A 23,773-nucleotide genomic window follows, 5' to 3' on the forward strand; every position below is an offset into this window, starting at 1 on the left:
CATGAGCCTACGCCTGTTCTCGCTGCTCGCCGTGCTGTGTCTGGCCGGCTGCGCCAGCTTCAAGGAAATGCTGCCCGACGAGGATTCCGCCGCCTATCAGCCGCCCGAGCTCGACTACAGCCTGCCGCCCACGGTGGCCGGCGGCCTGTATCGCAATGGCTATGGTGGCTCGCTGCTGCAGGATCAACGTGCCCTGCGTGTCGGCGACATTCTTACCGTGGTGCTGCAGGAAAGTACCCAGTCGAGCAAGAGCGCCGGCACACAATTCGGCAAGCAGGCGGGCGTGAATATCGGTATACCGCGGGTGTTGGGTAACGACTACGAGCGGCTGGAAAGCAGCGCCGCAGCCAACCGTACCTTCAATGGCTCGGCGCAGAGCTCGCAGCAGAACTCGCTGCGCGGCTCCATCGCGGTGACTGTGCATCGGGTACTGCCCAACGGCACCCTGCTGGTTCGCGGTGAAAAGGGCCTCAGGCTCAATCAGGGCGAAGAGTTCATTCGCCTCACCGGCTTGGTGCGAGTCGGTGATATCAACCGCTTCAACCAGATTTCCTCCCAGAACGTCGCCAACGCGCAGATCTCCTACGCCGGGCGCGGCGTGCTCAACGACAGCAATTCGGCGGGCTGGCTGACGCGCTTCTTCACCCATCCGATTTTCCCGCTGTGACAGGAGCTGCCATGCGTGCCCCGCTTATTCGCCTGTGCGCCGTCGCGCTGCTCGGCCTCGCGCCGCTGGTGCAGGCCGTACCGTTGCTGGATCTGGTCGATGTCGAAGGGATTCGCGGCAACCAACTGATTGGCTACGGACTGGTGGTAGGCCTGGACGGCACCGGCGACAAGAGCCAAGTGCGCTTCACCAGCCAGTCGGTCGCCAACATGATCAAGCAGTTCGGCGTCAACCTGCCGGAGAACGTCGACCCCAAGCTGAAGAACGTCGCCGCGGTGACCGTCACCGCCGAAGTGCCGCCTTCCTACGGCCCGGGGCAAACGGTCGACATCACCGTGTCATCCCTGGGCGATGCCAAGAGCTTGCGCGGCGGGCAATTGCTGCTCACCCCGCTGCTCGGTGTGGACGGCGAGACCTATGCACTGGCCCAGGGTGCCCTGGTGGTCGGCGGCCTCAAGGCCGAAGGGCAGAGCGGCTCGAGCATCGCCATCAACAGTGCCAACAGCGGGCGCATCGCCAATGGTGCGACCATCGAGAAAATGATCGGCAGCGATTTCATCACCCGCCCGGACATCATGCTCAACCTTCGCCAGCCGAGCTTCCAGACGGCCACCCATATCGTCCGTGCCTTGGAGGCGACCTTCGGGCCGGGCCTGGCCAGCGCCCTGGACGGCACTCGAGTCAGTGTCAGGGCGCCGCAGACGCCGAGCCAGCGCACCAGTTTCATGGCGCTGCTCGAAGCCGTGGAGGTCGAACAGGGGCGCGTGCGCCCGCGTGTGGTGTTCAACAGTCGCACCGGCACCGTGGTGGTCGGGCAGGGCGTGCGGGTCAAGGCCGCGGCGGTCTCCCATGGCAATTTGCGGGTGACCATCCGGGAAAATCCTCAGGTCAGCCAGCCGGCACCTTTCTCGCAAGGGCAGACCGTGGTCACGCCGCAATCTGACGTGGAAGTCGCCCAGGAAGCCAACCCGATGTTCCGCTGGCCGGAAGGCTCCAGCCTGGAAAGCATCATCGATACCGTCAACAGCCTCGGCGCCACCCCGGATGATGTGATGAGCATCCTCCAGGCCCTGGAGCAGGCCGGTGCCCTGAACGCCGAACTGATCGTGATCTAAGCCATGAACGTCATTTCACTTAACTCACGCCCGGCCAGCCGCGCTGGCGAGCAACCCGTGGTTCGCTCACAGCTGGAAGTGGCCGCCGAGCAGTTTGAAGCGCTGTTTCTGCAGCAGCTGCTCAAGCAGATGCGCAAGGCCGGTGACGTGCTGAGCGAAGGCAGCCTGACGCGCAGCCGCGATCTGGATACCTTGCGTGACCTGCACGACCAGGCACTGGCTGATGGCCTGTCGCAACAGCGCCAGGGTGGTATTGCCGAGCTGCTGGTCAAGCAACTCTCCGGCGGCGCCGACCAGCGTGTTACCGCGGATGGCCGTGGGCCGGCGCCCGGGCCGGTCGGCGGTGGCGGCTTCGCCATCGCGCTGCAGCGTACCTGGGGGCAGGTCGACAGTCTGGTCAGCCAGGGCTCGAAGGCCTTTTCGCAGCTGGTCGATAAAGTCATCGCCCAGGAGTCGGGCGGCCGCGTCGATGCCGTGTCTCCCAAGGGCGCGCGCGGCCTCATGCAGCTGATGCCCGATACCGCCAAGGAAATGGCCGCGCGCCTCGGCGTGCCCTATGACGAGAGCCGGCTGACCCAGGATGCCGACTACAACCAGCGCCTGGGCAGCGCCTATCTGCAGCAGATGCTGGAGCGTTACGACGGCCATCAGGCGTTGGCGCTGGCCGCCTACAACGCCGGGCCGGGCAAGGTGGACGAGTGGCTCAAGAGTAATGGCGATCCGCGTCAGGGCGGCCTGAGTACCGGCGAGTGGATCCAGCGCATCCCGTTCGAGGAAACCCGTACCTATACGCGGCGGATCCTCGGCGCGGGGGCAGTTGGCGCAGCGGTTCCGCTTTCCTCGGCGGCGCCGCTTAATTCACCGCCCTCATCGGTCGCCTTGCAAGAGCAGCAGCGCAGTGCTGCCGCGAGCCACGGACACCGGGGGCTGTCGCTGGCATTCGCTCAACCGATTCGCACCGAGCGTCAGGAGTCGCAGCCTTGAGCATCCTCAACCAGATTGGTTACAGCGGCGTCAACGCCGCCAAGGTGGCCCTCAATACCACCGCTCAGAACATCGCCAACAGCCAGACCGCCGGCTTCAGCCGCCTGGACACGCAATTCTCGTCGCTGGCCGGCAGCAGCGCGCTGCGTGCTGGCGGCGGCGTGCAGGTCAGTTCGATCCGCCGTCTGTCCAACGATTTCGACAACCAGCAGCTGTGGCGCGCCACCAGCGTGCAGCAGTTCCATCAGGGTGCACAGCAGTACTTCACCGCAGTGGAGCAACTGATGGCATCCGACGGCTCGAGCATCAGCATCGGCCTGGACCAGCTGTTCGCTGCGCTCAGTGGTGCGTCGGCGACCCCGGATTCCATCGCCCTGCGCCAGCAGATCATCAGCGAGGCGGGCAACCTGGCGCAGCGTTTCAACGGCCTGGGCGGCAACTTGCAGGCTCAGCTCGATGGCCTGCAGGCGCAGCGTTCGACCATGTCGCAGGAGGTCAACGGGTTGAGCGGTAACATCGCCGAGCTCAATCGCAGCATCGTCGAAACCCAGGCCAGTGGCGGCGACACCAATGCTCTGCGTGACCAGCGTGACGTGCTGGTGCAGCAGCTCGCGCAGCATGCTGCGCTGCGTATCCATGAGGATGCGAAGGGGGCACTGGAGGTGTCGCTCACCAACGGTCAGCCGCTGGTAGCCGGCAACCGCGCCGCGAGCCTGAGTGTGACCCGCGAGGCCGACGGTACCCAATCGATGGCGCTGCGCTTCGCCGACACCGACTTCGCGCTGCGTGAGGACAGCCTGGGCGGCGCCCTTGGTGGCCTGCACGAAGCGGAGTATGGCGTGCTGCGCCCGCAGCAGACCGCGCTGCAGGACATGGCCTCGGCGCTGGCCGGGCTGGTCAATGCGATCCTGGCCGGTGGCTTCGACCTGAACGGTACTGCGGGTAAGCCGTTGTTTACCTTCCAGGCCGACAGCAGCGCCATGCTGGTGCTGAACCCGTTGGCGCCCGGCGAGCTGGCGTTGTCCTCCGCTGCTGACGAGAAGGGCAACAATGAAAACCTGCTCAAGCTGGTCGCCCTGAAGGACCAGGGCGTGGTCGTTGCCGGCAACACCCTGACCCTCAACGATGCCTACGCCACGCTGCTTGGCCAGGTGGCCAGTGCCAGCCGGCAGAACCAGAGCGACCTGAATACCGCCACCGGGGTCACCACCCAGGCCAAAGCACGGCGCGACAGCGTCAGCGCCGTGAACCGCGATGAAGAAGCGATCGCCCTGATGGACTACCAACAGGCCTACCAGGCCAACATGAAAGTCATCAGCACCGCCAATCAGATTTTCGACGAGTTGCTCGCGGCCTTCTGACCGCGGCCATGGAGCCTTCTCGCATGCGCATCACCAATGCCCAGATCACTGCCACCATGCAGGGGTCGATGAATCAGAACTCCGTCGAGCTGGCCAAGCTGATGCAGCAAATGGCGACCAACCAACGTCTGCAGCTGCCCTCCGACGATCCCATCGCCAGTGTGAGGCTGCTGCGCATCCAGCGTTCGGAGGCGACCCTGGAGCAGTTCCAGACCAACATCGGCGCGTTGAGCAGCAGCCTGTCGATGCAGGAAACCAACCTGAAGTCGATCTCCGACACCCTGCTCAGTGCCCGTGATCGCCTGCTGTGGGCTGCCAACGGTGCCAACGCCTCAGAGGATCTCGGTGCGATCGCCGGCGAGCTGAAGATCATCGAGTCGTCGATTCTGAGTTTTGCCAACGTACGTGATGAAGAGGGGCGCTATCTGTTTTCCGGCACCCTGAGCGAACAACCGGCGATCAGTTACGACGAGGCCACCGGCTACCAGCTTGGCGGCAATGACAAGCAGCGCCAGGTGCTGGTCGCCAATGGCGTGATGGTGGCCGAGAACGTCACTGCCGCCGACGTATTTGGCGGCTCGGTCGACCTGCTCAACCAGATGCGCGAGCTGGTGACCACCCTGCAGGACCCGGCGCTCGACAGCACCGACCCGCAAGTACGCCAGTTGATCACCTCCACCCTGGATACCCTGGACTCGGCTCACAGCCGGGTGATGGCCTCGGTCACCGACCTGGGCGGCCGGCAGAACGCACTGACCCTGCTAAACGACAGCAACGAAGACGTTTCCCTGGTCAACCAGCGTGTCGAGGGCGAGTTGTCGCGTCTCGATTACGCCAGCGCCAACATCCGCTTCAACGACTACCTGCTGGCCGTTCAGTCGACGCAGAAGACCTATCTGAAGATAAGCGAGCTGTCGCTGTTCAATCTGCTCTGAGGAGCGACAAAGCATGCGGGTCGACAAGCATTCCCCGATCGTCAGTGGCCTTGACCGGCAGGCGCCCAAGCGCTCGCTTGTCACCGTAGCCGATGCCGCGCAACAGACGCAGTCGGAGCGCGGCGCGGCGGTGGGCTCGGCCCAGGGCCGCAAGAGTGCCGGTTTCGGGCTGCAGCTCAATCAGCAACTGACCACCATGCAATCGGCCAGCAGCTACCTGGCTCAGCTGTCCGCGACCCTGGTGCCGCTCAAGCTGAGCCTGAGCCGGGAGCTGGGCAACGCGCGGATGCAGGATCGCGAAGGCGTGGGTGCGCAGCTGGGCGAGTTACGCTCGTTACTCGAGCAGCGCAGTGCCCGCAGTGCCGGCAGCCTGGATGGCCAGCTCAATCTGCACCTGAACGAGCCGGTGCGGGTGCGCTTCAGCTTGCCGGGGCTTGAATCCCTGCAAACGTTCCAGCAGGCCGGGCGTGAAAGTCTGTTGTTCAGCATCGGGCGCAGCAGCCAGGAACCGGTCGCGGTGGTGCTCGACGAAGGGTTGAGTGAGGAGCAGATCCTGCGCCGCTTCAATGTCGGCTTGGCCCCGGCCGGAATTCGCAGTGAGCTGACGACCGACGGCGCGCTGGTCTTTTCCGCCCGCGAAGCCGACTGGCAGACTCTGCGCGAACATCTCCGTGTGAAGGGCGAGGGAGCTTTGTTCGCCGCGCAGCGCTTCACCGAACTCAAGCCGGTCGAATCGCAGCTGCTGCAGCCCCAGGCGCTGGAAACGCTGGAAGAACCGCGTGAGGTCCGGCGAATGCTCGATACCGTGGTCAAGGCGCTGGATCATATCCAGGAACTGGGCGAGCAGCTACGCCAGCGCCAGGACGAGATTCGCAGTTTTCTGGCCCGTCAGCTGGGCGACGACGAGCATCGCTGGGCAGGCGATTATGTGACCGCGGTATACAACCTGATGCGCAAGAGCTCGAGCAGCTACGCATCGGTATCCGATACCCTGGTCGCCCAGGCTACAATCAGCCGCTTCACGGTTATCAGCCTGTTGTCCTGACTATGGCAAGTATCAAGGAGGCCTGCGTGGATGAGGGAAAACCGGTGGTCTACGCGCTCCGCGGCGCCCATGGTCGCCTGTTGCGTCTGGATAATCAGCCTTTCGAGGGCATGAACGATACCCTGGCATTTCATAGCGCCGAGGTCAGCCACTGGCTGCGCAGCGGCGAGGCTCAAGCCCAGCGCGACTGGTTGCGCGAGTCCGACCGTGACGTACTGCGGGTGATGGAGGACGTCATCACGCTACTGATCGAGCGAGGCATCATCGACTACACCGAGCTGCCCCAGGCGGCGCGCGACAAGCTCGATATTCGTGCCCTGGTGCGCGCTGATCTGGAAGGTCTGGTAGACCGCGGTTAGACCGCCTGTTGCGTGGCACCTTGCAAGGTATGGGTATCGATCACCTGCAGGCTGTAACCCGGCACTGCCTTGGCCTGGCGTTTGGCTTCGGAGGCCAGACCCGCCAGTTCGCTGGCGTCCAGCAGGGCGCAGTGCTCGGGGTGCAGGTGCACCACGCCGAGCGACAGTGATAGCAGCGGAAATTCCTCGCGCTGGCCCTGGCGGTTGTGGCTGATGAAGCAGCCGGCGTCCAGGTGTTCTTCCAGGTAGAAACGTCGGCACTGGCTCTGGAAGTCTTCCAGCAACTGGTTGAGGCGGCTGCGCCAGTCCTTGGAGCCGAACACCAGCAGAAAGTCATCGCCGCCTATATGGCCGACGAAATCCCGGCTGGGGTCGACGCGCTCGTTCAGGCAGTGCGCCAGGCACAGCAGCACCTCGTCGCCCTTGGCATAGCCATACAGATCGTTGAAAGGCTTGAAGCTGTCGATGTCGACATAGCAGACCGCCGCCTCGCGGCTCTGCTGCAGCAGGCGCGCCAGGCATTGCTGGATTGGCACGTTACCCGGCAGCAGGGTCAGCGGGTTGGCGTAGCGGGCCTGCTGGATCTTCAGTTCGGTGATCAGCTTGAGTACGTCGATCACCCGCCCCAGGCCCTGGTAGCAGCCCTCGACGGTGATCACGAAATCCTCTTCCATGCGCTGGCGGGCACGGCTGGTCAGCAGGCGGCTGACCTGTTGCAGCGACTGGCTGATCTCCACGGCCAGAAAGTCGTTGCTCATCAGCCGGCTGATGGGCTTGCGCGCGTACAGCTCGGTGGCGAAGGGTTTGAGCAACACGTCCGAAAGTGAATGCCGATGCACGATGCCGACCGGGCGCTGGGCCTCGTCCAGCACTGCCAGTGAGTTGAGGTTGGCCTGGGCGCGAAACGCCTCCAGCACATCGGCGGTCGGCGTGGAAATCGACACCGCCGGCTGCTCGTTGAGCAGGGCGGTAAGGTCGCTGCTTTCCTCGCCCAGGGGCGTCGGCGCCTGACCGAGGGCGGGCAACATCTTGCGGGCGTCGGTAGGCGGCGTTTCCTGTGGGCGGCAGAGCAGGTAGCCCTGCAGCAGGTCGACGCCCATTTCACAGAGCACGGCGAGCTCCTCTTCCAGCTCGATGCCCTCGGCGATCACCTTGGCCCGCGAGGCCTTGGCCATCTGCAGGATGGAACCGACGAACTCGCGCTTGACCGCATCGCGATGAATGCCGTCGATGAAGTGCCGGTCGATCTTCACGTAATCCGGGCGCAGCTCCGACCACAGGCGCAGGCTGGAATAACCGGCACCCAGGTCGTCGAGCGCAATGGAAAAGCCCATGTCGCGGTAGTGGTGCAGGGCGGTGTCGAGCAGGTAGAAATCGTCGGTGGGCGATTGTTCGGTCAGCTCGATCACCACCCGGCTGGGGGAGATGCCATAGGTCTGCAGCAACTGCAAGGTACGGCCAGGCTGGTGGTTGGCGTCAAGCAGCGAATCGGGAGAGACGTTGAGAAATAGCAAACCATCGAGCTGCTGTTCGCTGAATCGGCGGCAGGCGCTCTTGCGGCACGCCAGTTCCAGCTCGCTGAGCATGCCGGTCTGGCGCGCGGCGGCGAACAGGGTCAGTGGCGAATGCAGCGGACTATTGGAAGGGCCACGGGTCAGCGCTTCGTAACCGAGGATGCGCCGTTCGGCGACCGACACGATGGGTTGGAACAGGCTATGCAAGTCGCCGTGGGCGAGAATCTGGCCCAGCGAGCTCAACTGTTCGGTGACGGTCATGGCGTATCTCTATGCAAATCGAATAGCGGAAGATGGCTATTAGCCATGATAGTTGCGTCCCGCAAGATACGCATGATTTGACTACAGAATGATGACCGCTTGATGACGCGGGCCCGGCGTCAATAAACAGGAAGATGATTTTCTGGCGTTGCTGTTATGTCTCGGGCAATAAAAAAGGGCGTCGTGTTGGCGACGCCCTTTGGGTTACAGCTGGCCGGTGATCATTGCTTGGCCAGGCGGGTATTGAGCTTGAGGTAGTCGATCAGAATGTGGCCGGTTTCCGTCAGGTAGGCGTCGTCTTCCGGTTTGGTCTTCTTGTCTTCCTCGGCCTGCGCCATGACGTCGTCATCGTCTTCCTTCTTCAGCTCCTTGAGCGGCTCTTCGCCCTTGGCACTGCGGCGGGCGTTCTCGATCACCAGCTGGCGTTTCTCGATATCGGCCTGCTCGGCGCGGCGCTTGGCTTCGTTGAGGCTGACGGTCTTCTCGGCCATCAGCTCGCGGGACAGCGCCAGGCGGTCGCGGGCAAAGTTGAAGTCGGGGTTATTAGCGGTACGCGCGTCGTAGCGGTTTTTCAGCTCGGTAAGGAACGGCTTGATCGGATCCAGCTCGGGCTTGATGGCCGGGCGGATACTGTCCCACGGCATGGCCTCGGGCAGAGCGCTCTCGCCGATTTCCTTGTTGTCCATCACGTCCGGATAGGAGATGTCCGGCACCACGCCGCGGTGCTGGGTGCTCTGCCCGGAAACGCGATAGAACTTGGCCAGGGTCAGCTTCAGCTCACCGTGGTTAAGCGGCTGGATGGTCTGCACGGTGCCCTTGCCGAAGGTCTGACCACCGAGGATCAGCGCGCGGTGGTAGTCCTGCATGGCGCCGGCGAAGATCTCCGAGGCCGAGGCGGACAGGCGGTTGACCAGCAAGGCCAGCGGGCCCTTGTAGAACGCGCCGTCCTGTTCATCAGCCAGCACGTCGACGCGGCCGTCGCTGTTGCGCACCAGTACGGTCGGGCCCTTGTCGATGAACAGGCCGGTCAGTTCGGTAGCTTCCTGCAACGAGCCGCCGCCGTTGTTGCGCAGATCGATGACGATACCGTCGACCTTCTCGGCCTGCAGCTCGGTGATCAGTTTCTTGACGTCGCGGGTAGTGCTCTTGTAATCCGGATCACCGGCACGGAATGCCTTGAAGTCCAGATAGAAGGCCGGGATTTCGATCACGCCCAGCTTGTAAGGACGACCGTCCTGGTCGAGCTTGAGGATGGATTTCTTGGCTGCCTGCTCTTCGAGCTTCACCGCTTCACGGGTGATGCTGACGATCTTGCTGGTCATGTCGTTGGGCGCGTTGCTGGCCGGGATCACCTCCAGGCGCACCTTCGAGCCTTTAGGGCCGCGGATCAGCTTGACCACTTCATCCAGGCGCCAGCCGATGACGTCAACGATTTCGTCATCGCCCTGGCCAACCCCGATGATCTTGTCAGCCGGCGAGATTTGCTTGCTTTTCTCGGCCGGGCCGGCCGGAACCAGACGCACGACCTTCACATGCTCGTTGTCGCTCTGCAGCACGGCGCCAATACCCTCGAGGGACAGGCTCATGTTGATGTCGAAGTTTTCCGCGCTGTCCGGCGACAGGTAGTTGGTGTGCGGATCGTAGGTCATGGCGAAGGCGTTGATGTAGGCCTGGAACACGTCTTCGCTGCGGGTCTGCTGCAGGCGTGCCTGCTGAGCCTTGTAGCGTTTGGTGAGCAGCTCCTGGATCGCCTTGGGTTCCTTGCCGGCGAGCTTCAGGCGCAGCACTTCGTCTTTCAGACGTTTGCGCCACAGGTCGTCGAGCTCTGCGACGTCCTTGGCCCACGGCGCCTTCTCGCGGTCGATCAACAGGCTCTCGTCAACCGTGAAGTCGATCTTGTCGACGCCTTTGGCGAGCAGGCCCTGCACATAGTTCAGGCGATCCTGCTGGCGGGCAAGGTAGCGCTTGTAGATCGCGAAGCCGGGTTCCAGATCACCCTTTTTCAGGAAATCGTCGAACTTGTCCTTCCAGCGGTCGAACTCGGCGATATCACCGGCGGTGAAGTAGCTGCGCGCCGGGTCGAGCATCTTCAGGTAACCCTGATAGATCTTTACCGAGCGGGCGTCGTCCAAGGGAGGCTTGCTGTAGTGATGACGCTGCAGCAATTCGACCACGTTGAGGCTGGCGATCACCTGATCACGATCGGGCTGCAGGTATTCCCACGGATCGGCCTGAGTGGTTTTGGCGGCAAGGGGTAAAGCGCCCAGCCCGAGAACGAGGGCCAGGGTGGCGCTGAGAAAGGATCGCTTCATGCTGATTCGACGTGGGGACAGTTGATAACGCATATTAGGCCGTCTTTGAGGGCGCCAGGTTCCATTGGCGCAATGCAAAGGCCCGTCGCTTAGCGGCGGGCCAGGTTCGAATGCACTATGGAGGCACCGTGAAAGCATTGCAAGGCGTTGAAGGGCAGGTGCAATGGGTCGATCGACCCACGCCGGCCTGTGATGTAGGGGAAGTACGTATTCGTGTGGCGGCCGCGGGCCTGAACCGCGCCGACCTGCTGCAGCGGGCCGGCAACTACCCGCCGCCGCCGGGTGCCAGCGACGCGTTGGGCCTGGAATGCGCGGGTATCGTCAGTGAGGTAGGGCCGGGTTGTGATGACTGGCAGGTGGGTGATCGCGTCTGCGCGCTGCTCGCTGGTGGCGGCGTGGCCGAAGAGGTGGTGGTTGATGCACGCCACGTGCTGCCGGTGCCGGAGGGCCTGTCGCTGCACGAGGCAGCAGCGTTGCCGGAGGTGTACGCCACCGCCTGGCTCAACCTATTCCAGCTGGCCGGCCTCAAGCCCGGCGAGAAGGTGCTGCTGCACGCCGGCGCCAGTGGTGTCGGTTCGGCGGCCATCCAGCTGTGCAAGGCTTTCGGCAGCAGCTGCTGGGTCACCGTCGGCTCCCAGGAGCGCCTGGCCTACTGCGAAAGCCTGGGCGCCAGCGGCGGGGCGATTCGTGACAAGGATGGCCTCAAGGTGCCGGACGATTTCGGCCCGTTCGAGGTGATTCTCGATCCGGTAGGCGCCAGCTACGCGGCACTCAACCTCAAGCTGCTGGCGCTCGACGGGCGCTGGGTGAACATCGGCATGATGGGCGGGCGCAAGGCCGAGGTGGACATGGCGCTGGTGCTCGGCAAGCGCATCCAGCTGATCGGCTCGACCCTGCGCAACCGTGACGACCTGTTCAAGGCCGAGCTGCTGCGCGATCTGCGCCAGCACGTGTGGCCGCTGTTCAGCGAGGGGCGCCTCAAGCCGCAATTGGCCCGCACCTTCCCGGTGGCCGAAGCTCATGAGGCCTACGAGACCCTGGAAAGCAACCAGGTCAACGGCAAGCTGGTGCTGGTCATCGATGACAGCCTGAGCTGATCTGCCGGCCTGACGCAGCGCTTTATCAGGCTGCGTCAGGCGCTGCGTCGAAGCTGTCGGCGCGAGCCATCTTCCACATCCTGGCGTAAAACTCCCCCTCTATATCCCCGCTGAGCAACTCGCCTGGCTTGAGGAATACGTGCTGCTGCGAGAACAGGCGGATTTCCGTGGCTGACATTCTCTGCACCAGGTGCCGCGCATCCATCTGCGCAGGATGATCGAGGCCGGCTGCAGCGAGCATTTCGGCCAGTGCCTTCAAGGTGTTGCGGTGGAAGTTGTAGACCCGCTGGGCCTTGTCTGCGACCACCAGGGCACGCTGACGCAGCGGATCCTGGGTGGCCACGCCTGTCGGGCATTTGTTGGTGTGACAGCTCTGGCTCTGGATGCAGCCGATGGCGAACATGAAGCCACGTGCCGAGTTGGCCCAGTCCGCGCCGATGGCCAGCACCCGGGCGATGTCGAATGCGCTGACGATTTTGCCGCTGGCGCCGAGCTTGATCTTGTCGCGCAGGTTCAGGCCGACCAGCGTGTTGTGCACGAACAGCAGGCCTTCACGCATCGGCACACCCAGGTGGTCGGTGAATTCCACGGGGGCCGCTCCGGTGCCGCCTTCCTTGCCATCGATGACGATGAAGTCCGGCAGGATGCCGGTTTCTAGCATGGCCTTGGCGATGGCCATGAACTCCCAGGGATGGCCCAGGCAGAACTTGAAACCAACTGGTTTGCCGCCGGACAGCTCCCGCAGCCGGGCGATGAACTGCAGCAGTTCGATGGGCGTTGCAAAGGCGCTGTGGCGCGACGGTGATACGCAATCCTCGCCCATGGGCACGCCGCGAGTTTCGGCAATTTCCGGGGTGATCTTGTGCTTGGGCAGAATGCCGCCGTGGCCTGGCTTGGCGCCCTGGCTGAGCTTGATCTCGATCATCCGCACCTGGGGGCGCTGCGCCTGGGCGGCAAAGCGCTCGGCATCGAAACTTCCGGTGGCGGTGCGGCAGCCGAAGTAACCGCTGCCCAGCTCCCAGATCAGATCGCCGTCGTGCTCTCGGTGATAACTGCTGATGCTGCCTTCGCCAGTGTCATGGGCGAAGTTGCCCAGCTTCGCGCCCTTGTTGAGTGCGCGGATGGCGTTGGCGCTCAGTGAGCCGAAGCTCATGGCGGAAATGTTGAACAGTGAGGCCGAATAGGGCTGGCTGCACTGCGGCCCGCCGATGATCACCCGGAAACTGTCAGGGTCGCCCAGCGGCGCCGGGCGCATCGAGTGGCTGATGAATTCGAAACCGTTCTGGTAAACGTCGCTGAGCGTACCGAACGGCTTGTCGGCGCCCTCGTTTTTGGCCCTGGCGTACACCAGCGAGCGCTGGGCGCGAGAGAAGGGCAGTTGCTCGTTATCGCCTTCGAGCAGGTACTGACGAATCTCTGGGCGGATACCTTCGACCAGGTAGCGGATATTGCCCAGGATCGGGTAGTTGCGCCGCACGGCATGGCGCTTTTGCAGCAGATCGCCAATGCCCACTACGCTCAATATGGCGCTCACCAGGGTCAGCGGCCACACCCATTCGTGCTCCAAGAACGGCAGACTGCCGAGGGTGAACAACACGCAAAAGGCGAAGAAGGCGTAGCGGCTGAGCAGCGACAGGTTCATACCCGTTCCTTATTGCAGAAGGAGACCGCGGCAATGTAGACCGCTGCTCGTGGTTCGTCGACGCCTGTGGCAGCCTCCTTAGCTGCGTGCAGACGAAAACGCGGTGCCTGTGGCACACTTGAAAACCAGTGAATACGGGTTGTGCAGCGACGAGCAGCGCCAGACCGTGCTCGAGTACCGACGGCGCCTTGCCGCGGTCTGCCAGGCCATCGCCAACAACAAGAGGAAGCAGCGTGCATAACGTCGTCATCAGCGGTACGGGCCTTTATACCCCGGCCAACAGCATCTCCAACGACGAGTTGGTGGCGTCCTTCAATGCCTATGTGCAGCAGTTCAACGCGGACCACGCCGAGGCCATTGAGCTTGGCGAAGTCGAGGCACTGAGCGAGTCGAACAGCGCCTTTATCGAGAAGGCTTCGGGCATCAAGAGTCGTTTCGTGATCGACAAGCAGGGCATCCTCGATCCGCAGCGTATGGTGCCTTTCATCCCAGAACGCAATAACGAGCAGTGGGGCATTCTCTGCGAGATGTCGGTGGCGGCGGCCAAAGAGGCGCTGGCACGGGCCGGCAAGAGCGCTGCGGACATCGACGGGGTGATCGTCGCCTGTTCCAACCTGCAGCGTGCCTATCCGGCCGTAGCCATCGAAGTGCAGGCGGCGCTGGGTATCCAGGGCTTCGGCTTCGACATGAACGTGGCGTGCTCGTCGGCGACCTTCGGCATCCAGGCGGCGGCCAACAGCATCCAGCTCGGCCAGGCGCGGGCGATTCTGATGGTCAACCCGGAAATCTGCACCGGGCACCTGAATTTCCGTGACCGCGACAGCCATTTCATCTTTGGCGATGCGGCTACCGCGGTGATTCTGGAACGCGCGGATCTGGCGACTTCCAAGCATCAGTTCGACGTGGTCGGCACCAAGCTGCTGACCCAGTTCTCCAACAACATCCGCAACAACTTCGGCTTCTTGAACCGTGCCGCCGAGGAAAGCGCTCAGACGTCCCGCGACAAGCTGTTCGTGCAGGAAGGGCGCAAGGTGTTCAAGGAAGTCTGCCCGATGGTGGCCGAGCTGATCGCCGCCCACCTGCAGGAGAATGGCCTGAATGTGGCGGACGTGAAGCGCTTCTGGCTGCACCAGGCCAACCTCAACATGAACCAGCTGATCGCCCGTAAGCTGCTCGGCCGCGACCCGGAAGCCCACGAGGCGCCGGTGATCCTCGACACTTACGCCAACACCAGTTCGGCGGGTTCGGTGATTGCTCTGCACAAGCATCAGGACGATCTGCCGGCCGGCTCACTCGGTGTGCTCAGCTCATTCGGCGCCGGCTATTCCATCGGCAGCGTGATTCTGCGCAAGCACTGATCGTACAAAGGCGGCACGCAAGGTGCCGCCTGTTTCACTCCCGCAACCCCTCTAGTACGCCCTATACAGCCGATTCAGCTACTCGGCTGAGTGCTTCGCTGTCAAGCGTTATATTTAAAGGGATTAAAAAGTTCCCTTGTCATCAAATATTTATATATCAGCAACTGCGCTGAAATAACCCGCCGCGAAGATTCCCCCAGCACGAACGAGCCCACAGCTCGGGTGTTTTCCAGCACTTAAGTTCAATTAGGGGAATTCTCGATGATCCGCAAGCACTTCGCCGGTTTCGCAGCCAGCGCCCTGGCTCTGGCCGTTTCCGCCCAGGCTTTCGCCGGCACCGTCACCACCGACGGCGCTGACATCGTGGTTAAAACCAAAGGCGGCCTTGAGGTTGCGACGACCGACAAGGAGTTCAGCTTCAAGGTTGGTGGTCGGTTGCAGGCCGATTACAGCACTTTCGACGGCTTCTACACCGTCAACGGCAACAACGCTGATGCAGGCTATTTCCGCCGCGCCTTCCTGGAAATTGGCGGTGTGCTCTACACCGACTGGGCCTATCAGCTGAACTATGACTTCTCGCACAACGCCGGTGGCGACAACCGTTCCGAAGATGGCTACTTCGACGAAGCGTCGTTGGCCTACAACGGCTTCAAGCCATTGTCGATCAAGGTAGGCCGCTTCGACCCGGAATTCGGTCTGGAAAAAGCCACCAGCTCCAAGTGGGTAACCGCCCCTGAGCGCACCGCGGCCTACGATCTGGTCGATTGGGCCAACAGCCACAACGGCGGCATGGGCATCCAGGTTTCCGGCACCGCTGGCGATTCGCTGTACGGCTCCGCAGGCTTCTTCGCCAAGGACGCCACCAACGCCGACAAGGATGGCGACAGCACCAAGCAGTTCAACCTGCGCGGTGTGTTTGCTCCGCTGCACGAGACTGGCAACGTGCTGCACCTGGGCCTGAACTTCGCCCAGCGTGATCTCTCCGATACCGCTTTCGATGGCCGCATCCGCAGCCGCCTGGGTATGCGCGGTGTGAGTACCGACGGTGGCCAGGACGCCGGCACCAACGGCAACCGTCTGCTGCTGGGCGGCGCCAACAACCTGCCGGTCGGTTCCTACGACACCGACCGCGCCATGGGCCTGGAAGCTGCCTGGGCGATGGGCCCGCTGTCCGTCCAGGGTGAGTACATCACCCGCAAGATGAAAGCCGATGCCGACACCCGTGAAGACATCAAGGCCAAGGGTTATTACGGCCAGGTCGCCTACACTCTGACCGGCGAAGCCCGCGCCTACAAGCTCGGCAAGTTCGACGCCATCAAGCCGGCCAACAAGTCCATCGGTGCCTGGGAGCTGTTCTACCGCTATGACCACATCGCCGTCGAAGACGACACCGTGGGTATCGATCCGACCGACGACGTGACCGGCAAGGTGCATAACCTGGGTGTGAACTGGTACGCCAACGAAGCAGTGAAGGTCAGCGCCACCTATATCAAGGCCAAGGTCGACAATCAGGTCAACTCGGTTGCAGCCGATGACGACAGCGGTGACGGCGTGGTACTGCGCGCCCAATACGTGTTCTAAGCAACACCCTGCAAACGTGGTACTCCTTTGAACCCCGCCTCAGGCGGGGTTTTTTTATTGGCGATATAGTGTGCGCTGTTTGCCCGTGGATATAGCCGATGCCCGTCTACAGTCTGCACGCCCTCAAGGATCTCGACGCCGTCACTTGGGACGGCCTGCTCAGCGAACCCCAGCCGTTCCTGCGCCACGCCTTTCTCAGCACTCTCGAAGAAAGCGGTAGCGTAGGCGGGCGCAGCGGCTGGCAGGCCGCCCACCAGGTGTTGCTCGATGGCGACGGTCGGCCGCTGGCAGCGCTGCCGGCCTACGTCAAATACCACTCCCAGGGCGAGTACGTGTTCGATCACGGCTGGGCCGACGCCTGTCGCCGCGCCGGTATCGGCTACTACCCGAAGCTGTTGGGCGCCATTCCCTTTTCACCGGTAACCGGCCAGCGCCTGCTGGGCACGCCTGAGGCAGCCGGGCAGTTGCTCGATGGCGTCACGGCAACGCTGGAGGAGCAGGGGCTTTCCAGCCTGCATGTGAATTTCACCGATGCGGCGAGCGATGCAGTTATGCAGAAGCGTGATGGCTGGCTGCAGCGTCTGGGCTGCCAGTTTCACTGGCACAACCGCGGCTATCGGGATTTTCAGGATTTTCTCGATACCTTGAGTTCGCGCAAGCGCAAGCAGATGCGCAAGGAGCGCGAGCAGGTGGCGGGGCAGGGCATCGCCTTCGATTGGCGCGAAGGGCATCAGCTGAGTGAAGCGCAATGGGATTTCGTCTACCACTGCTACGCCAATACCTACCACGTGCGTGGACAGCGGCCGTACCTGACCCGCGATTTCTTCAGCCTGCTGGCCGAGCGCATGCCCGAGGCGATCCGCGTGGTATTGGCCTGCCGCGGCTCACAACCAGTGGCCATGGCCTTCAGCCTGCTGGGCGGAGAAAGCCTGTATGGGCGTTACTGGGGATGTCTGGCCGAGTTCGACCGGCTGCACTTCGAAACCTGTTTCTACCAGGGTATGGAGCAGGCGATTGCCCAAGGCCTGCAGCGCTTCGATGCCGGCGCCCAGGGCGAGCACAAGCTGATTCGCGGCTTCGAGCCGACCATCACCCATTCCTGGCACTACCTGGTGCACGAAGGTTTGCGTGATGCGGTGGCGGGTTTTCTGCAGGAGGAGCGTGAGGGCGTGCTGGCCTACGCCGAGCAGGCGAGGGGGATGCTGCCGTATCGTCAGGCCTGAGGCGACGCCGCTACGCGCTGCGGTTGCCAGCAACGCGTAGCGGCAACAGAGGCCTTATCAGCCATCGTAACGGCCGCCCCATTCGAGAAAACTCATCTTGTGGGTTTCACCCTGGCTGTCGGTGTAGACCATGATCACCGGCACCACGCCGCTCTTGTCGGAAACGTCGGTGCGGTACAGCACTTTCTGCACGTCGACTTTCATGCCGTAGTGGTATTGCTCGGTCGGCAGGCCGGCACCTGGCTTGGGCTGGATATCGGCAGCGAACACGGCGGGAGCGAGACTGGAAAGCAGAGCGGTAATGGCGGTTGCAATTTTCATGATGGAGTCCTCGACGATTCGAAAACCGGCAACCGGATCGATTGGTTCGATTGCGTTGCCTGGTGGACTCATATGACCAGCAAAGCCAAAGCGGCGGAAATTGATGGTCTCGTTAGTAGGTATCATGAAAATTGATATTTGTTAGCTAGCTAACTATTTTGCTTGCTGCTTGGCCCCGCCCGACGTCAGTCGACGCCGACGAAACCACCGGTCTGGTGCTGCCACAGGCGCGCATACAACCCGCCATGGGCAATCAGCTCGGCGTGGGTGCCGGTCTCGATCACCTGGCCCTTGTCGATCACCACCAGGCGATCCATGCGTGCGATGGTCGACAGGCGGTGGGCGATGGCGATCACCGTCTTGCCGTCCATCAGGCTGTCCAGGCTTTCCTGAATCGCCGCTTCGACTTCCGAATCCAGCGCCGAGGTGGCTTCGTCGAGTACCAGGATCGGTGCGTCCTTGAGCAGCACGCGGGCAATGGCGATGCGCTGGCGCTGGCCGCCTGAAAGCTTCACGCCGCGTTCGCCGACCTGGGCTTCGAAGCCCAGGCCGCCCTGGCTGTCGTCCAGGGTGGTGATGAAGCTGTCGGCGCGGGCCTTGCGGGCCGCTGCCCAGAGTTCTTCATCGCTGGCGTCGGGCTTGCCATAGCGCAGGTTGTCGCGGATCGAGCGGTGCAGCAGGGAGGTGTCCTGGGTGACCACGCCGATGTTGGCGCGCAGGGTTTCCTGGCTGACTTCAGCGATGTTCTGGCCGTCGACGAGAATCTGCCCGCTCTCCAGGTCGTAGAGGCGCAGCAGCAGGTTGACCAGGGTCGACTTGCCGGCGCCGGACGGGCCGACCAGGCCGATCTTCTCGCCGGGGCGGATTTCGAGATTCAGGCCGCTGATCACGCCGCCGCTCTTGCCGTAGTGAAAGTGCACGTCCTCGAAGCGCACGCCGCCTTGTTGCACCTGCAGCGGTTTGGCGTCCTCGCGGTCGAGTACATGGCGCGGCTGGACGATGGTCTGCATGCCGTCCTGCACGGTGCCGACGTTCTCGAAAATGCCGTTGACCACCCACATGATCCATTCGGCCATGTTGTTGATGCGGATCACCAGGCCCAGCGCCAGGGCGATGGCGCCGGTGCTGATCAGCGATTCGCTCCACAGCCACAGGGCCAGGGCGCCGGTGCCTACGATCAGCAGGCCGTTCAGGCAGGTGATCAGAAAGTCCAGAGTGGTGATGATGCGCGTCTGCTGGCGGAACTTGTCGAGCAGCTCCTGCATGGCATTGCGGGCGTAGCTTTCCTCTTCACGAGAGTGGGCGAACAGCTTGAGGGTGGCGACGTTGCTATAGCCGTCGACAACCCGGCCCATGACCTTGGAGCGCGCTGCCGAGGCCGCCGCCGAACGTTCCTTGATGCGTGGCACGAAGTACCAGAGCGCTGCGCTGTAGCCGATTATCCACAGCGTCAACGGCACGATCAGGCGTACGTCCGCCTCGGCGAACAGGTACAGCGCACTGCCGGCGTAGACCACCACGTGCCACAGCGCATCGATCACCTGCATGGCCGATTCGCGCAGCGACGGACCCGTCTGCATGACGCGCTGGGCGATACGCCCGGCGAAGTCGTTCTGGAAGAAATTCAGGCTCTGCTTGAGCACGTAGCGATGGTTCTGCCAGCGGATCAGGTTGGTCAGCCCCGGGTTGATGGTCTGGTGCACCAGCAGGTTGTGCAGACCGAATACCAGCGGGCGGATGACCAGCGCCACGACGGCCATCCACAGCAGCTCATTCTGGTGCTCGGCGAAGAAGGTGCGGGCATCGGCGGTGGCCTGGGCCATATCGATCAGCTGGCCGAGAAAGCTGAACAGCGCCACTTCGATCACCGCTGCGAAGAAGCCGACGACCAGCAGCACCAGCACCGGCGGCCAGACCTGCTTCAGGTAATGGGCGTAGAAGCGCAGCATGCCGGCAGGCGGCGCCACGTCCGGGCTGGGCTTGAAGACGTCGATCAGATTTTCGAAACGGCGAAACAACATGGCGTGCAGTCTGCTCTGGCGGAAAAGAAGGAATCAGGGCTGCTCGAGGCAGGCGCGCGGTGCGCCGGGGCGGACCCACGCGTGCTGGTGCGTGGGTTGCCTTAGAGGAGGAACGGTATTAGAGGCGCTTGGCGTCGAGAATCACCACCGGATCGACCGGCACGTTCTGCTGGCCGGCGCGGTTGGCGGTACGCACTTGGGCGATGCGGTCGACCACTTCCATACCGCGGGTGACCTTGCCGAACACCGCATAACCGAAGTCGCGCGAGCCGTGGTCGAGGAAGGCGTTGTCGGTGTGGTTGATGAAGAACTGGCTGGTGGCCGAGTCGCGGACTTGGGTACGGGCCATGGCCAGGGTGCCGCGCACGTTGTGCAGGCCGTTGTCGGCTTCGTTCTTGATCGGCGCCTGGGTCTGCTTCTGGCGCATGTTTTCATCGAAACCGCCGCCCTGCACCATGAAGCCCGGGATCACGCGGTGGAATACGGTGCCCTTGTAGAAGCCGCTGTCCACGTAGGCGAGGAAGTTCTGGGTGCTGATCGGCGCTTTCTGCTCATCGAGCTGCACTTCGATCTCGCCCAGGCTGGTGGTCAGCAGTACGGTGGGGTTCTCGGCCGCCATCAGGTGAGCGGTGAACAGCAGCGAGCAGGCGGTGAGGGCGAGTTTCTTCAGCATCGGGTCTAGTCCTTGATTGAGGTGGCGGCAGTGTTTTCGACTTCCTGCATAAAGGCAAGCAGGCTGCGGTTGAAGCGTTCGGGCTGGTCGAGCGGCGTGGCATGGCGTGAGTCGTCGATCACCAGCAGGCGTGCGTCGGGCAATTCGTCGACATAGGCCTGCTTCTGCGCGACCGGCGTGTAGTCACGGTCGGCGCTGATCACCAGAGTAGGACAGGTGATGCAGCTAAGACGTTCACGCACGCCCCAGCCGATGATGGCGTCGAGGCTGGCCAGGTAGGCGCGCTTGTCGTTGAGCGGCCAGCGTTCCTCGACCTTGCGGCGCAACTCGGCCTGCTCGGGTTTGGGAAACAGCAGGCGAGCCAGGGCCTTGGCAGTAATTTCCAGCGGCAGCAGGCGGGCCAACGTCCAGCGCTTGGCGATTTGCAGGTAGTCAGCCGGCTTTTTCGCCTTCACCTCCGGCGCGCTGTTGACGATCGTCAGGCTGCGCAGCAACTGCGGCTGATCCACGCCCAGCTGGAAGCCGATCATGCCGCCCATGGAAATGCCGACCAGGTGTACGGGGGGCAGCTGCAGATGCTCGATCAGCACCGCCACATCGCCGGCGAAGTCGGCGATACGGTAGCGCTGGCGCGGTTTGTCGGAGCGCCCGTGGCCGCGAACGTCAAGGGCGATCACCCGGTGGTGGGCGGCGAGCGCGGGAATCTGCAGCTCCCAGTCCAGGGTACTGGAGCCCAGGCCGTGCACCAGCAGCACTGGCGATCCTGCGCCGTGCTCCTCGAAGTACAGCCGGCAGCCGCGGTACTCGAAAAAGGCCATCGTCTCAGGCCGGGGTAACGGGCGCGGCGTCGAGCGGGGCGGCGTCGAAGCGCTGGATCAGGTCGGTGAGAATCTGCGTGGCCGGGCCCAGGGCCTTGTCCTTGCTGGCGTAGAGAAAGAACACCGGCTTGCGGTTACCGCCCTTGTCCAGCGGCAGTGGCTTGAGCAGGCCGTCCTTGAGTTCGCGCTCGATCATGTGCCGTGGCAGCCAGGCGAACCCCAGGCCGTTGCCCACGAAGGTCGCCGCGGTGGCCAGGCTGCCTACCGTCCAGCGCTGCTCGGCGCCCAGCCAGCCCACATCGCGAGGCTGGTGGCGCCCCGAGTCGCGGATCACCACCTGCATCTGGGTTTCCAGGTCTTGGAAGTTGAGGCCGCGCTGCAGGCGATGCAGCGGGTGATCCGGATGGGCCACGGCGATGAATTCCACCGGGCTCATCTCCGAGCCGAGAAAACCGGGAATGTTGTAGGCACTGATCGCGAGATCCGCAACGCCTTCCTTGAGTACTTCCTCGACGCCGGACAGCACCTCTTCGCGCAGGCGCACGCGGCAACCGCGGCTTTGCGGCATGAAGGCGGTCAACGCACGTACCAGGCGGGCGCTGGGGTAGGCGGCATCGACCACCAGGCGTACCTCGGCTTCCCAGCCCTGTTCCATGTGGTGGGCCAGGTCCTCGAGCTGGCTGGCCTGCTTGACCAACTGCCGGGAGCGGCGCAGCAACACGTCACCGGCCTCGGTGAGCACCGCCTTGCGGCCGTCGATACGTAGCAGCGGCACGCCCAGTTGCTCCTGCATACGCGCCACGGTGTAGCTCACCGAGGATTGCGAGCGGTGCAGCATCTCGGCGGCCTGGGCGAAGCCGCCGTTGTCGACCACCGCCTGCAAAGTGCGCCACTGATCGAGGGTTACGCGTGGAGCCTTCATTTCTTCTCCTTCACAGGCGGCTGTGCACGGGCAGGGCGCAGCCTCTAGACTGTCGGCTCACCTCGGAGGCTGGCCATGAAAAAATTCTGTTGCGCGCTGATCGTCTGCTTGCCGCTGGCAGCGCAGGCTTATCCCATCGAACTGGAAAAGCAGTTCAACGGCGCCGAAATCTCGGCGAGCACCCAGGAAATCGACCACAACATGGCGGCCGTTCTGGTGCAGAACTACGGCTCGCAGGCCGCCTCCTGCAAGGCGGTGTTTCGCAACGGCCCCGAGGCGCCGCGCACCCGCAGCACCAACCTGGCGGCGGGACAGAGCGGCAACCTCACGGTGAAGTTCGCCCGCAGCATCATTCGCCTGCGTGTGGATCTGACCTGCCAGCCTCAATAGGTCGATCAGACTAGGGTCAGCCAGCCGACAAATCAACTTCCTCGATAGATATGGGCGAATAGCCCTATCTTTTTATCGGATATCGATCACGCGCGCCTCGCTCTAGCCGCCCCGGATTGTTTGTCCATCGGTGAACCGTTATGGTGCGCCGCCCGTTCGACAGCGGCACTCGCGTATCCGCCTGCGCCGCCGCCACGGCAATCGCGCAGTTGCCTGATAGGCTAAGCGGCGCGGGCGACTTTTCCCTTCTCGAGGTGCGCGATGACGCTTTCCGGACCCGGCGTGCTGTTCTCTGTCAGCGCCTCGATCCTGTTCGCCCTGATCCCCGGCTATGTGCAGATGCTCACGCCGCTGGACGGCTTTCAGGTGTTCGCCCAGCGCGTGCTCTGGTCGATTCCGGCCGTTTTGCTGCTGCTTACGCTGCTGCGCCAGTGGCCGTTGCTGCTTACCGCCTTGCAGCGCCTGCGCTGCGAGCCGCTGCTGCTGGCCGCGCTGCCGGTGGGCGCCGCGCTGATCGGCCTGCAGTGGTTCATGTTCGTCTGGGCGCCGCTGACCGGACACATGCTTGATGTCTCCCTGGGTTACTTCCTGCTACCGCTGGCCATGGTGCTGGTCGGTCGGGTGTTTTACGGCGAGCGCCTGCGCCCGCTGCAGAAGATCGCCGTGGTCTGCGCCTTCGCCGGCGTGCTGCACGAGCTGTGGCAAGCTCAGGCATTTTCCTGGGTCACCCTGGTCACCGCCCTTGGCTATCCGCCTTACTTCATGCTGCGCCGCTGGATGCGCCTGGACGCGTTGCCGGGCCTGGTACTGGAGATGCTGGTGATGGCGCCCTTGGCCATCTGGCTGATCGTCCACTGGGCGCCGGCCGGCATGTTCGCCGAGTACCCGCGCCTGTGGTGGATGGTGCCGGGCATGGCGCTGCTCGGCACAATCGCCCTGGCGCTGATGATGGCCTCGTCGCGCCTGCTGCCGCTTGGGCTGTTCGGCATTCTCAGCTATGTGGAGCCAGTGCTGCTGTTCATGTTCAGCCTGCTGTTCTTGGGCGAGCAGTTCGACCCGGATCAGTTCATGACCTACCTGCCGATCTGGGTGGCGGTGGTGCTGGTGGGCTGGGACAGCGGCCGTTTGCTGCTCAAGCAGCGGCGCATGCAGACCGCAGCCTGAGTGCTTTGCG

Annotated in this window: 22 protein-coding genes; 14 read left to right on the top strand and 8 right to left on the bottom strand. The window is 63.3% G+C overall.

Annotated features, from left to right (window positions below):
• The first annotated feature begins 1 nt into the window (after position 1).
• From flgH to FB481_RS04555, 7 genes are read left to right on the top strand one after another with little or no spacing between them, the layout of a single operon-like run.
• Positions 2-667: a flagellar basal body L-ring protein FlgH gene (flgH, locus tag FB481_RS04525; protein ID WP_147175204.1), complete on the top strand. Its 666-nt coding sequence runs from the start codon at positions 2-4 to the stop codon at positions 665-667.
• A gap of 11 nt (positions 668-678) precedes the next feature.
• On the top strand, positions 679-1,782 hold the full coding sequence (locus FB481_RS04530; protein ID WP_093501962.1) for a flagellar basal body P-ring protein FlgI: 1,104 nt from the start codon (positions 679-681) through the stop codon (positions 1,780-1,782).
• Positions 1,783-1,785: 3 nt separating this feature from the next.
• Positions 1,786-2,766: a lytic transglycosylase domain-containing protein gene (locus tag FB481_RS04535; RefSeq protein WP_093501960.1), complete on the top strand. Its 981-nt coding sequence runs from the start codon at positions 1,786-1,788 to the stop codon at positions 2,764-2,766.
• Entirely contained in the window at positions 2,763-4,127 is a 1,365-nt protein-coding gene (gene flgK, locus FB481_RS04540) for a flagellar hook-associated protein FlgK (RefSeq protein WP_147175205.1), read from the top strand. The genes FB481_RS04535 and flgK overlap by 4 nt, the downstream gene beginning before the upstream one ends.
• 23 nt (positions 4,128-4,150) lie before the next feature.
• Positions 4,151-5,062 (top strand): flagellar hook-associated protein FlgL, encoded by a 912-nt coding sequence (flgL, locus tag FB481_RS04545; RefSeq protein ID WP_147175206.1) that lies wholly within the window; start codon positions 4,151-4,153, stop codon positions 5,060-5,062.
• 13 nt (positions 5,063-5,075) lie between these two features.
• On the top strand, positions 5,076-6,107 hold the full coding sequence (locus FB481_RS04550) for a hypothetical protein (RefSeq protein WP_147175207.1): 1,032 nt from the start codon (positions 5,076-5,078) through the stop codon (positions 6,105-6,107).
• 26 nt (positions 6,108-6,133) lie between these two features.
• Positions 6,134-6,466: a tryptophan synthase subunit beta gene (locus FB481_RS04555; RefSeq protein WP_093502522.1), complete on the top strand. Its 333-nt coding sequence runs from the start codon at positions 6,134-6,136 to the stop codon at positions 6,464-6,466.
• On the opposite strand, the gene FB481_RS04560 is transcribed toward FB481_RS04555, so the two are convergent.
• Positions 6,463-8,241, bottom strand: coding sequence for a bifunctional diguanylate cyclase/phosphodiesterase (locus FB481_RS04560; RefSeq protein WP_093501952.1), 1,779 nt, complete (start codon positions 8,239-8,241; stop codon positions 6,463-6,465). The genes FB481_RS04555 and FB481_RS04560 overlap by 4 nt on opposite strands.
• Before the next feature lie 221 nt (positions 8,242-8,462).
• Complete coding sequence (locus FB481_RS04565; protein WP_147175208.1) at positions 8,463-10,586, bottom strand: carboxy terminal-processing peptidase; 2,124 nt, start codon at positions 10,584-10,586, stop codon at positions 8,463-8,465.
• A gap of 95 nt (positions 10,587-10,681) precedes the next feature.
• Here FB481_RS04565 and FB481_RS04570 point away from each other — a divergent pair, with 95 nt between their 5' ends.
• Positions 10,682-11,650: an NAD(P)H-quinone oxidoreductase gene (locus tag FB481_RS04570; protein ID WP_147175209.1), complete on the top strand. Its 969-nt coding sequence runs from the start codon at positions 10,682-10,684 to the stop codon at positions 11,648-11,650.
• Positions 11,651-11,675: 25 nt separating this feature from the next.
• Here the strand turns inward: FB481_RS04570 and FB481_RS04575 are convergent, their stop codons facing one another.
• On the bottom strand, positions 11,676-13,292 hold the full coding sequence (locus FB481_RS04575) for an FMN-binding glutamate synthase family protein (protein WP_093501946.1): 1,617 nt from the start codon (positions 13,290-13,292) through the stop codon (positions 11,676-11,678).
• A 118-nt stretch (positions 13,293-13,410) separates the two neighbouring features.
• Here FB481_RS04575 and FB481_RS23325 point away from each other — a divergent pair, with 118 nt between their 5' ends.
• The 4 genes from FB481_RS23325 (at position 13,411) to FB481_RS04590 (ending at position 17,454) form a co-directional block, all read left to right on the top strand.
• A complete protein-coding gene (locus FB481_RS23325; RefSeq protein ID WP_256662704.1) occupies positions 13,411-13,533 on the top strand; it encodes a hypothetical protein in 123 nt (40 codons plus the stop codon).
• On the top strand, positions 13,526-14,650 hold the full coding sequence (locus FB481_RS04580) for a beta-ketoacyl-ACP synthase III (protein ID WP_147175210.1): 1,125 nt from the start codon (positions 13,526-13,528) through the stop codon (positions 14,648-14,650). Before FB481_RS23325 ends, FB481_RS04580 begins: the two co-directional genes overlap by 8 nt.
• Positions 14,651-14,911: 261 nt before the next feature.
• A complete protein-coding gene (locus FB481_RS04585; protein ID WP_093501941.1) occupies positions 14,912-16,231 on the top strand; it encodes an OprO/OprP family phosphate-selective porin in 1,320 nt (439 codons plus the stop codon).
• 98 nt (positions 16,232-16,329) lie between these two features.
• Entirely contained in the window at positions 16,330-17,454 is a 1,125-nt protein-coding gene (locus FB481_RS04590) for a GNAT family N-acetyltransferase (RefSeq protein ID WP_093501939.1), read from the top strand.
• Between the two features lie 57 nt (positions 17,455-17,511).
• On the opposite strand, the gene FB481_RS04595 is transcribed toward FB481_RS04590, so the two are convergent.
• The 5 genes from FB481_RS04595 to FB481_RS04615 form a co-directional block, all read right to left on the bottom strand.
• Complete coding sequence (locus FB481_RS04595) at positions 17,512-17,775, bottom strand: DUF2790 domain-containing protein (RefSeq protein WP_093501937.1); 264 nt, start codon at positions 17,773-17,775, stop codon at positions 17,512-17,514.
• Positions 17,776-17,960: 185 nt separating this feature from the next.
• Positions 17,961-19,796: an ABC transporter ATP-binding protein gene (locus tag FB481_RS04600; RefSeq protein WP_147175211.1), complete on the bottom strand. Its 1,836-nt coding sequence runs from the start codon at positions 19,794-19,796 to the stop codon at positions 17,961-17,963.
• A gap of 118 nt (positions 19,797-19,914) precedes the next feature.
• Positions 19,915-20,469 carry a peptidylprolyl isomerase gene (locus tag FB481_RS04605; protein WP_027910300.1) on the bottom strand — a complete coding sequence of 185 codons (555 nt, stop codon included), beginning with the start codon at positions 20,467-20,469 and terminating at the stop codon, positions 19,915-19,917.
• 5 nt (positions 20,470-20,474) lie between these two features.
• On the bottom strand, positions 20,475-21,287 hold the full coding sequence (locus FB481_RS04610) for an alpha/beta fold hydrolase (RefSeq protein WP_147175212.1): 813 nt from the start codon (positions 21,285-21,287) through the stop codon (positions 20,475-20,477).
• Positions 21,288-21,291: 4 nt separating this feature from the next.
• Positions 21,292-22,209 (bottom strand): LysR family transcriptional regulator, encoded by a 918-nt coding sequence (locus tag FB481_RS04615; RefSeq protein ID WP_093501931.1) that lies wholly within the window; start codon positions 22,207-22,209, stop codon positions 21,292-21,294.
• Positions 22,210-22,284: 75 nt separating this feature from the next.
• On the opposite strand from FB481_RS04615, the gene FB481_RS04620 reads away from it, so the two are divergent.
• Both FB481_RS04620 and rarD read left to right on the top strand, forming a co-directional pair.
• Positions 22,285-22,599: a 3-phosphoglycerate kinase gene (locus FB481_RS04620; RefSeq protein ID WP_093501929.1), complete on the top strand. Its 315-nt coding sequence runs from the start codon at positions 22,285-22,287 to the stop codon at positions 22,597-22,599.
• A gap of 261 nt (positions 22,600-22,860) precedes the next feature.
• Complete coding sequence (gene rarD, locus FB481_RS04625) at positions 22,861-23,763, top strand: EamA family transporter RarD (protein ID WP_093501927.1); 903 nt, start codon at positions 22,861-22,863, stop codon at positions 23,761-23,763.
• Positions 23,764-23,773 lie beyond the last annotated feature (10 nt).

This window comes from Pseudomonas sp. AG1028 (assembly GCF_007993955.1).
GTDB lineage: Bacteria > Pseudomonadota > Gammaproteobacteria > Pseudomonadales > Pseudomonadaceae > Aquipseudomonas > Aquipseudomonas straminea.

Bases quoted from the DNA above. Each gene is read 5' to 3' on its own strand.
- flgH (WP_147175204.1), top strand. From the start codon at position 2: ATGAGCCTACGCCTGTTCTCGCTGCTCGCCGTGCTGTGTCTGGCCGGC.
- FB481_RS04530 (WP_093501962.1), top strand. From the start codon at position 679: ATGCGTGCCCCGCTTATTCGCCTGTGCGCCGTCGCGCTGCTCGGCCTC.
- FB481_RS04535 (WP_093501960.1), top strand. From the start codon at position 1,786: ATGAACGTCATTTCACTTAACTCACGCCCGGCCAGCCGCGCTGGCGAG.
- flgL (WP_147175206.1), top strand. From the start codon at position 4,151: ATGCGCATCACCAATGCCCAGATCACTGCCACCATGCAGGGGTCGATG.
- FB481_RS04550 (WP_147175207.1), top strand. From the start codon at position 5,076: ATGCGGGTCGACAAGCATTCCCCGATCGTCAGTGGCCTTGACCGGCAG.
- FB481_RS04560 (WP_093501952.1), bottom strand. From the start codon at position 8,241: ATGACCGTCACCGAACAGTTGAGCTCGCTGGGCCAGATTCTCGCCCAC.
- FB481_RS04565 (WP_147175208.1), bottom strand. From the start codon at position 10,586: ATGCGTTATCAACTGTCCCCACGTCGAATCAGCATGAAGCGATCCTTT.
- FB481_RS04575 (WP_093501946.1), bottom strand. From the start codon at position 13,292: ATGAACCTGTCGCTGCTCAGCCGCTACGCCTTCTTCGCCTTTTGCGTG.
- FB481_RS04585 (WP_093501941.1), top strand. From the start codon at position 14,912: ATGATCCGCAAGCACTTCGCCGGTTTCGCAGCCAGCGCCCTGGCTCTG.
- FB481_RS04590 (WP_093501939.1), top strand. From the start codon at position 16,330: ATGCCCGTCTACAGTCTGCACGCCCTCAAGGATCTCGACGCCGTCACT.
- FB481_RS04595 (WP_093501937.1), bottom strand. From the start codon at position 17,775: ATGAAAATTGCAACCGCCATTACCGCTCTGCTTTCCAGTCTCGCTCCC.
- FB481_RS04600 (WP_147175211.1), bottom strand. From the start codon at position 19,796: ATGTTGTTTCGCCGTTTCGAAAATCTGATCGACGTCTTCAAGCCCAGC.
- FB481_RS04605 (WP_027910300.1), bottom strand. From the start codon at position 20,469: ATGCTGAAGAAACTCGCCCTCACCGCCTGCTCGCTGCTGTTCACCGCT.
- FB481_RS04610 (WP_147175212.1), bottom strand. From the start codon at position 21,287: ATGGCCTTTTTCGAGTACCGCGGCTGCCGGCTGTACTTCGAGGAGCAC.
- FB481_RS04615 (WP_093501931.1), bottom strand. From the start codon at position 22,209: ATGAAGGCTCCACGCGTAACCCTCGATCAGTGGCGCACTTTGCAGGCG.
- FB481_RS04620 (WP_093501929.1), top strand. From the start codon at position 22,285: ATGAAAAAATTCTGTTGCGCGCTGATCGTCTGCTTGCCGCTGGCAGCG.
- rarD (WP_093501927.1), top strand. From the start codon at position 22,861: ATGACGCTTTCCGGACCCGGCGTGCTGTTCTCTGTCAGCGCCTCGATC.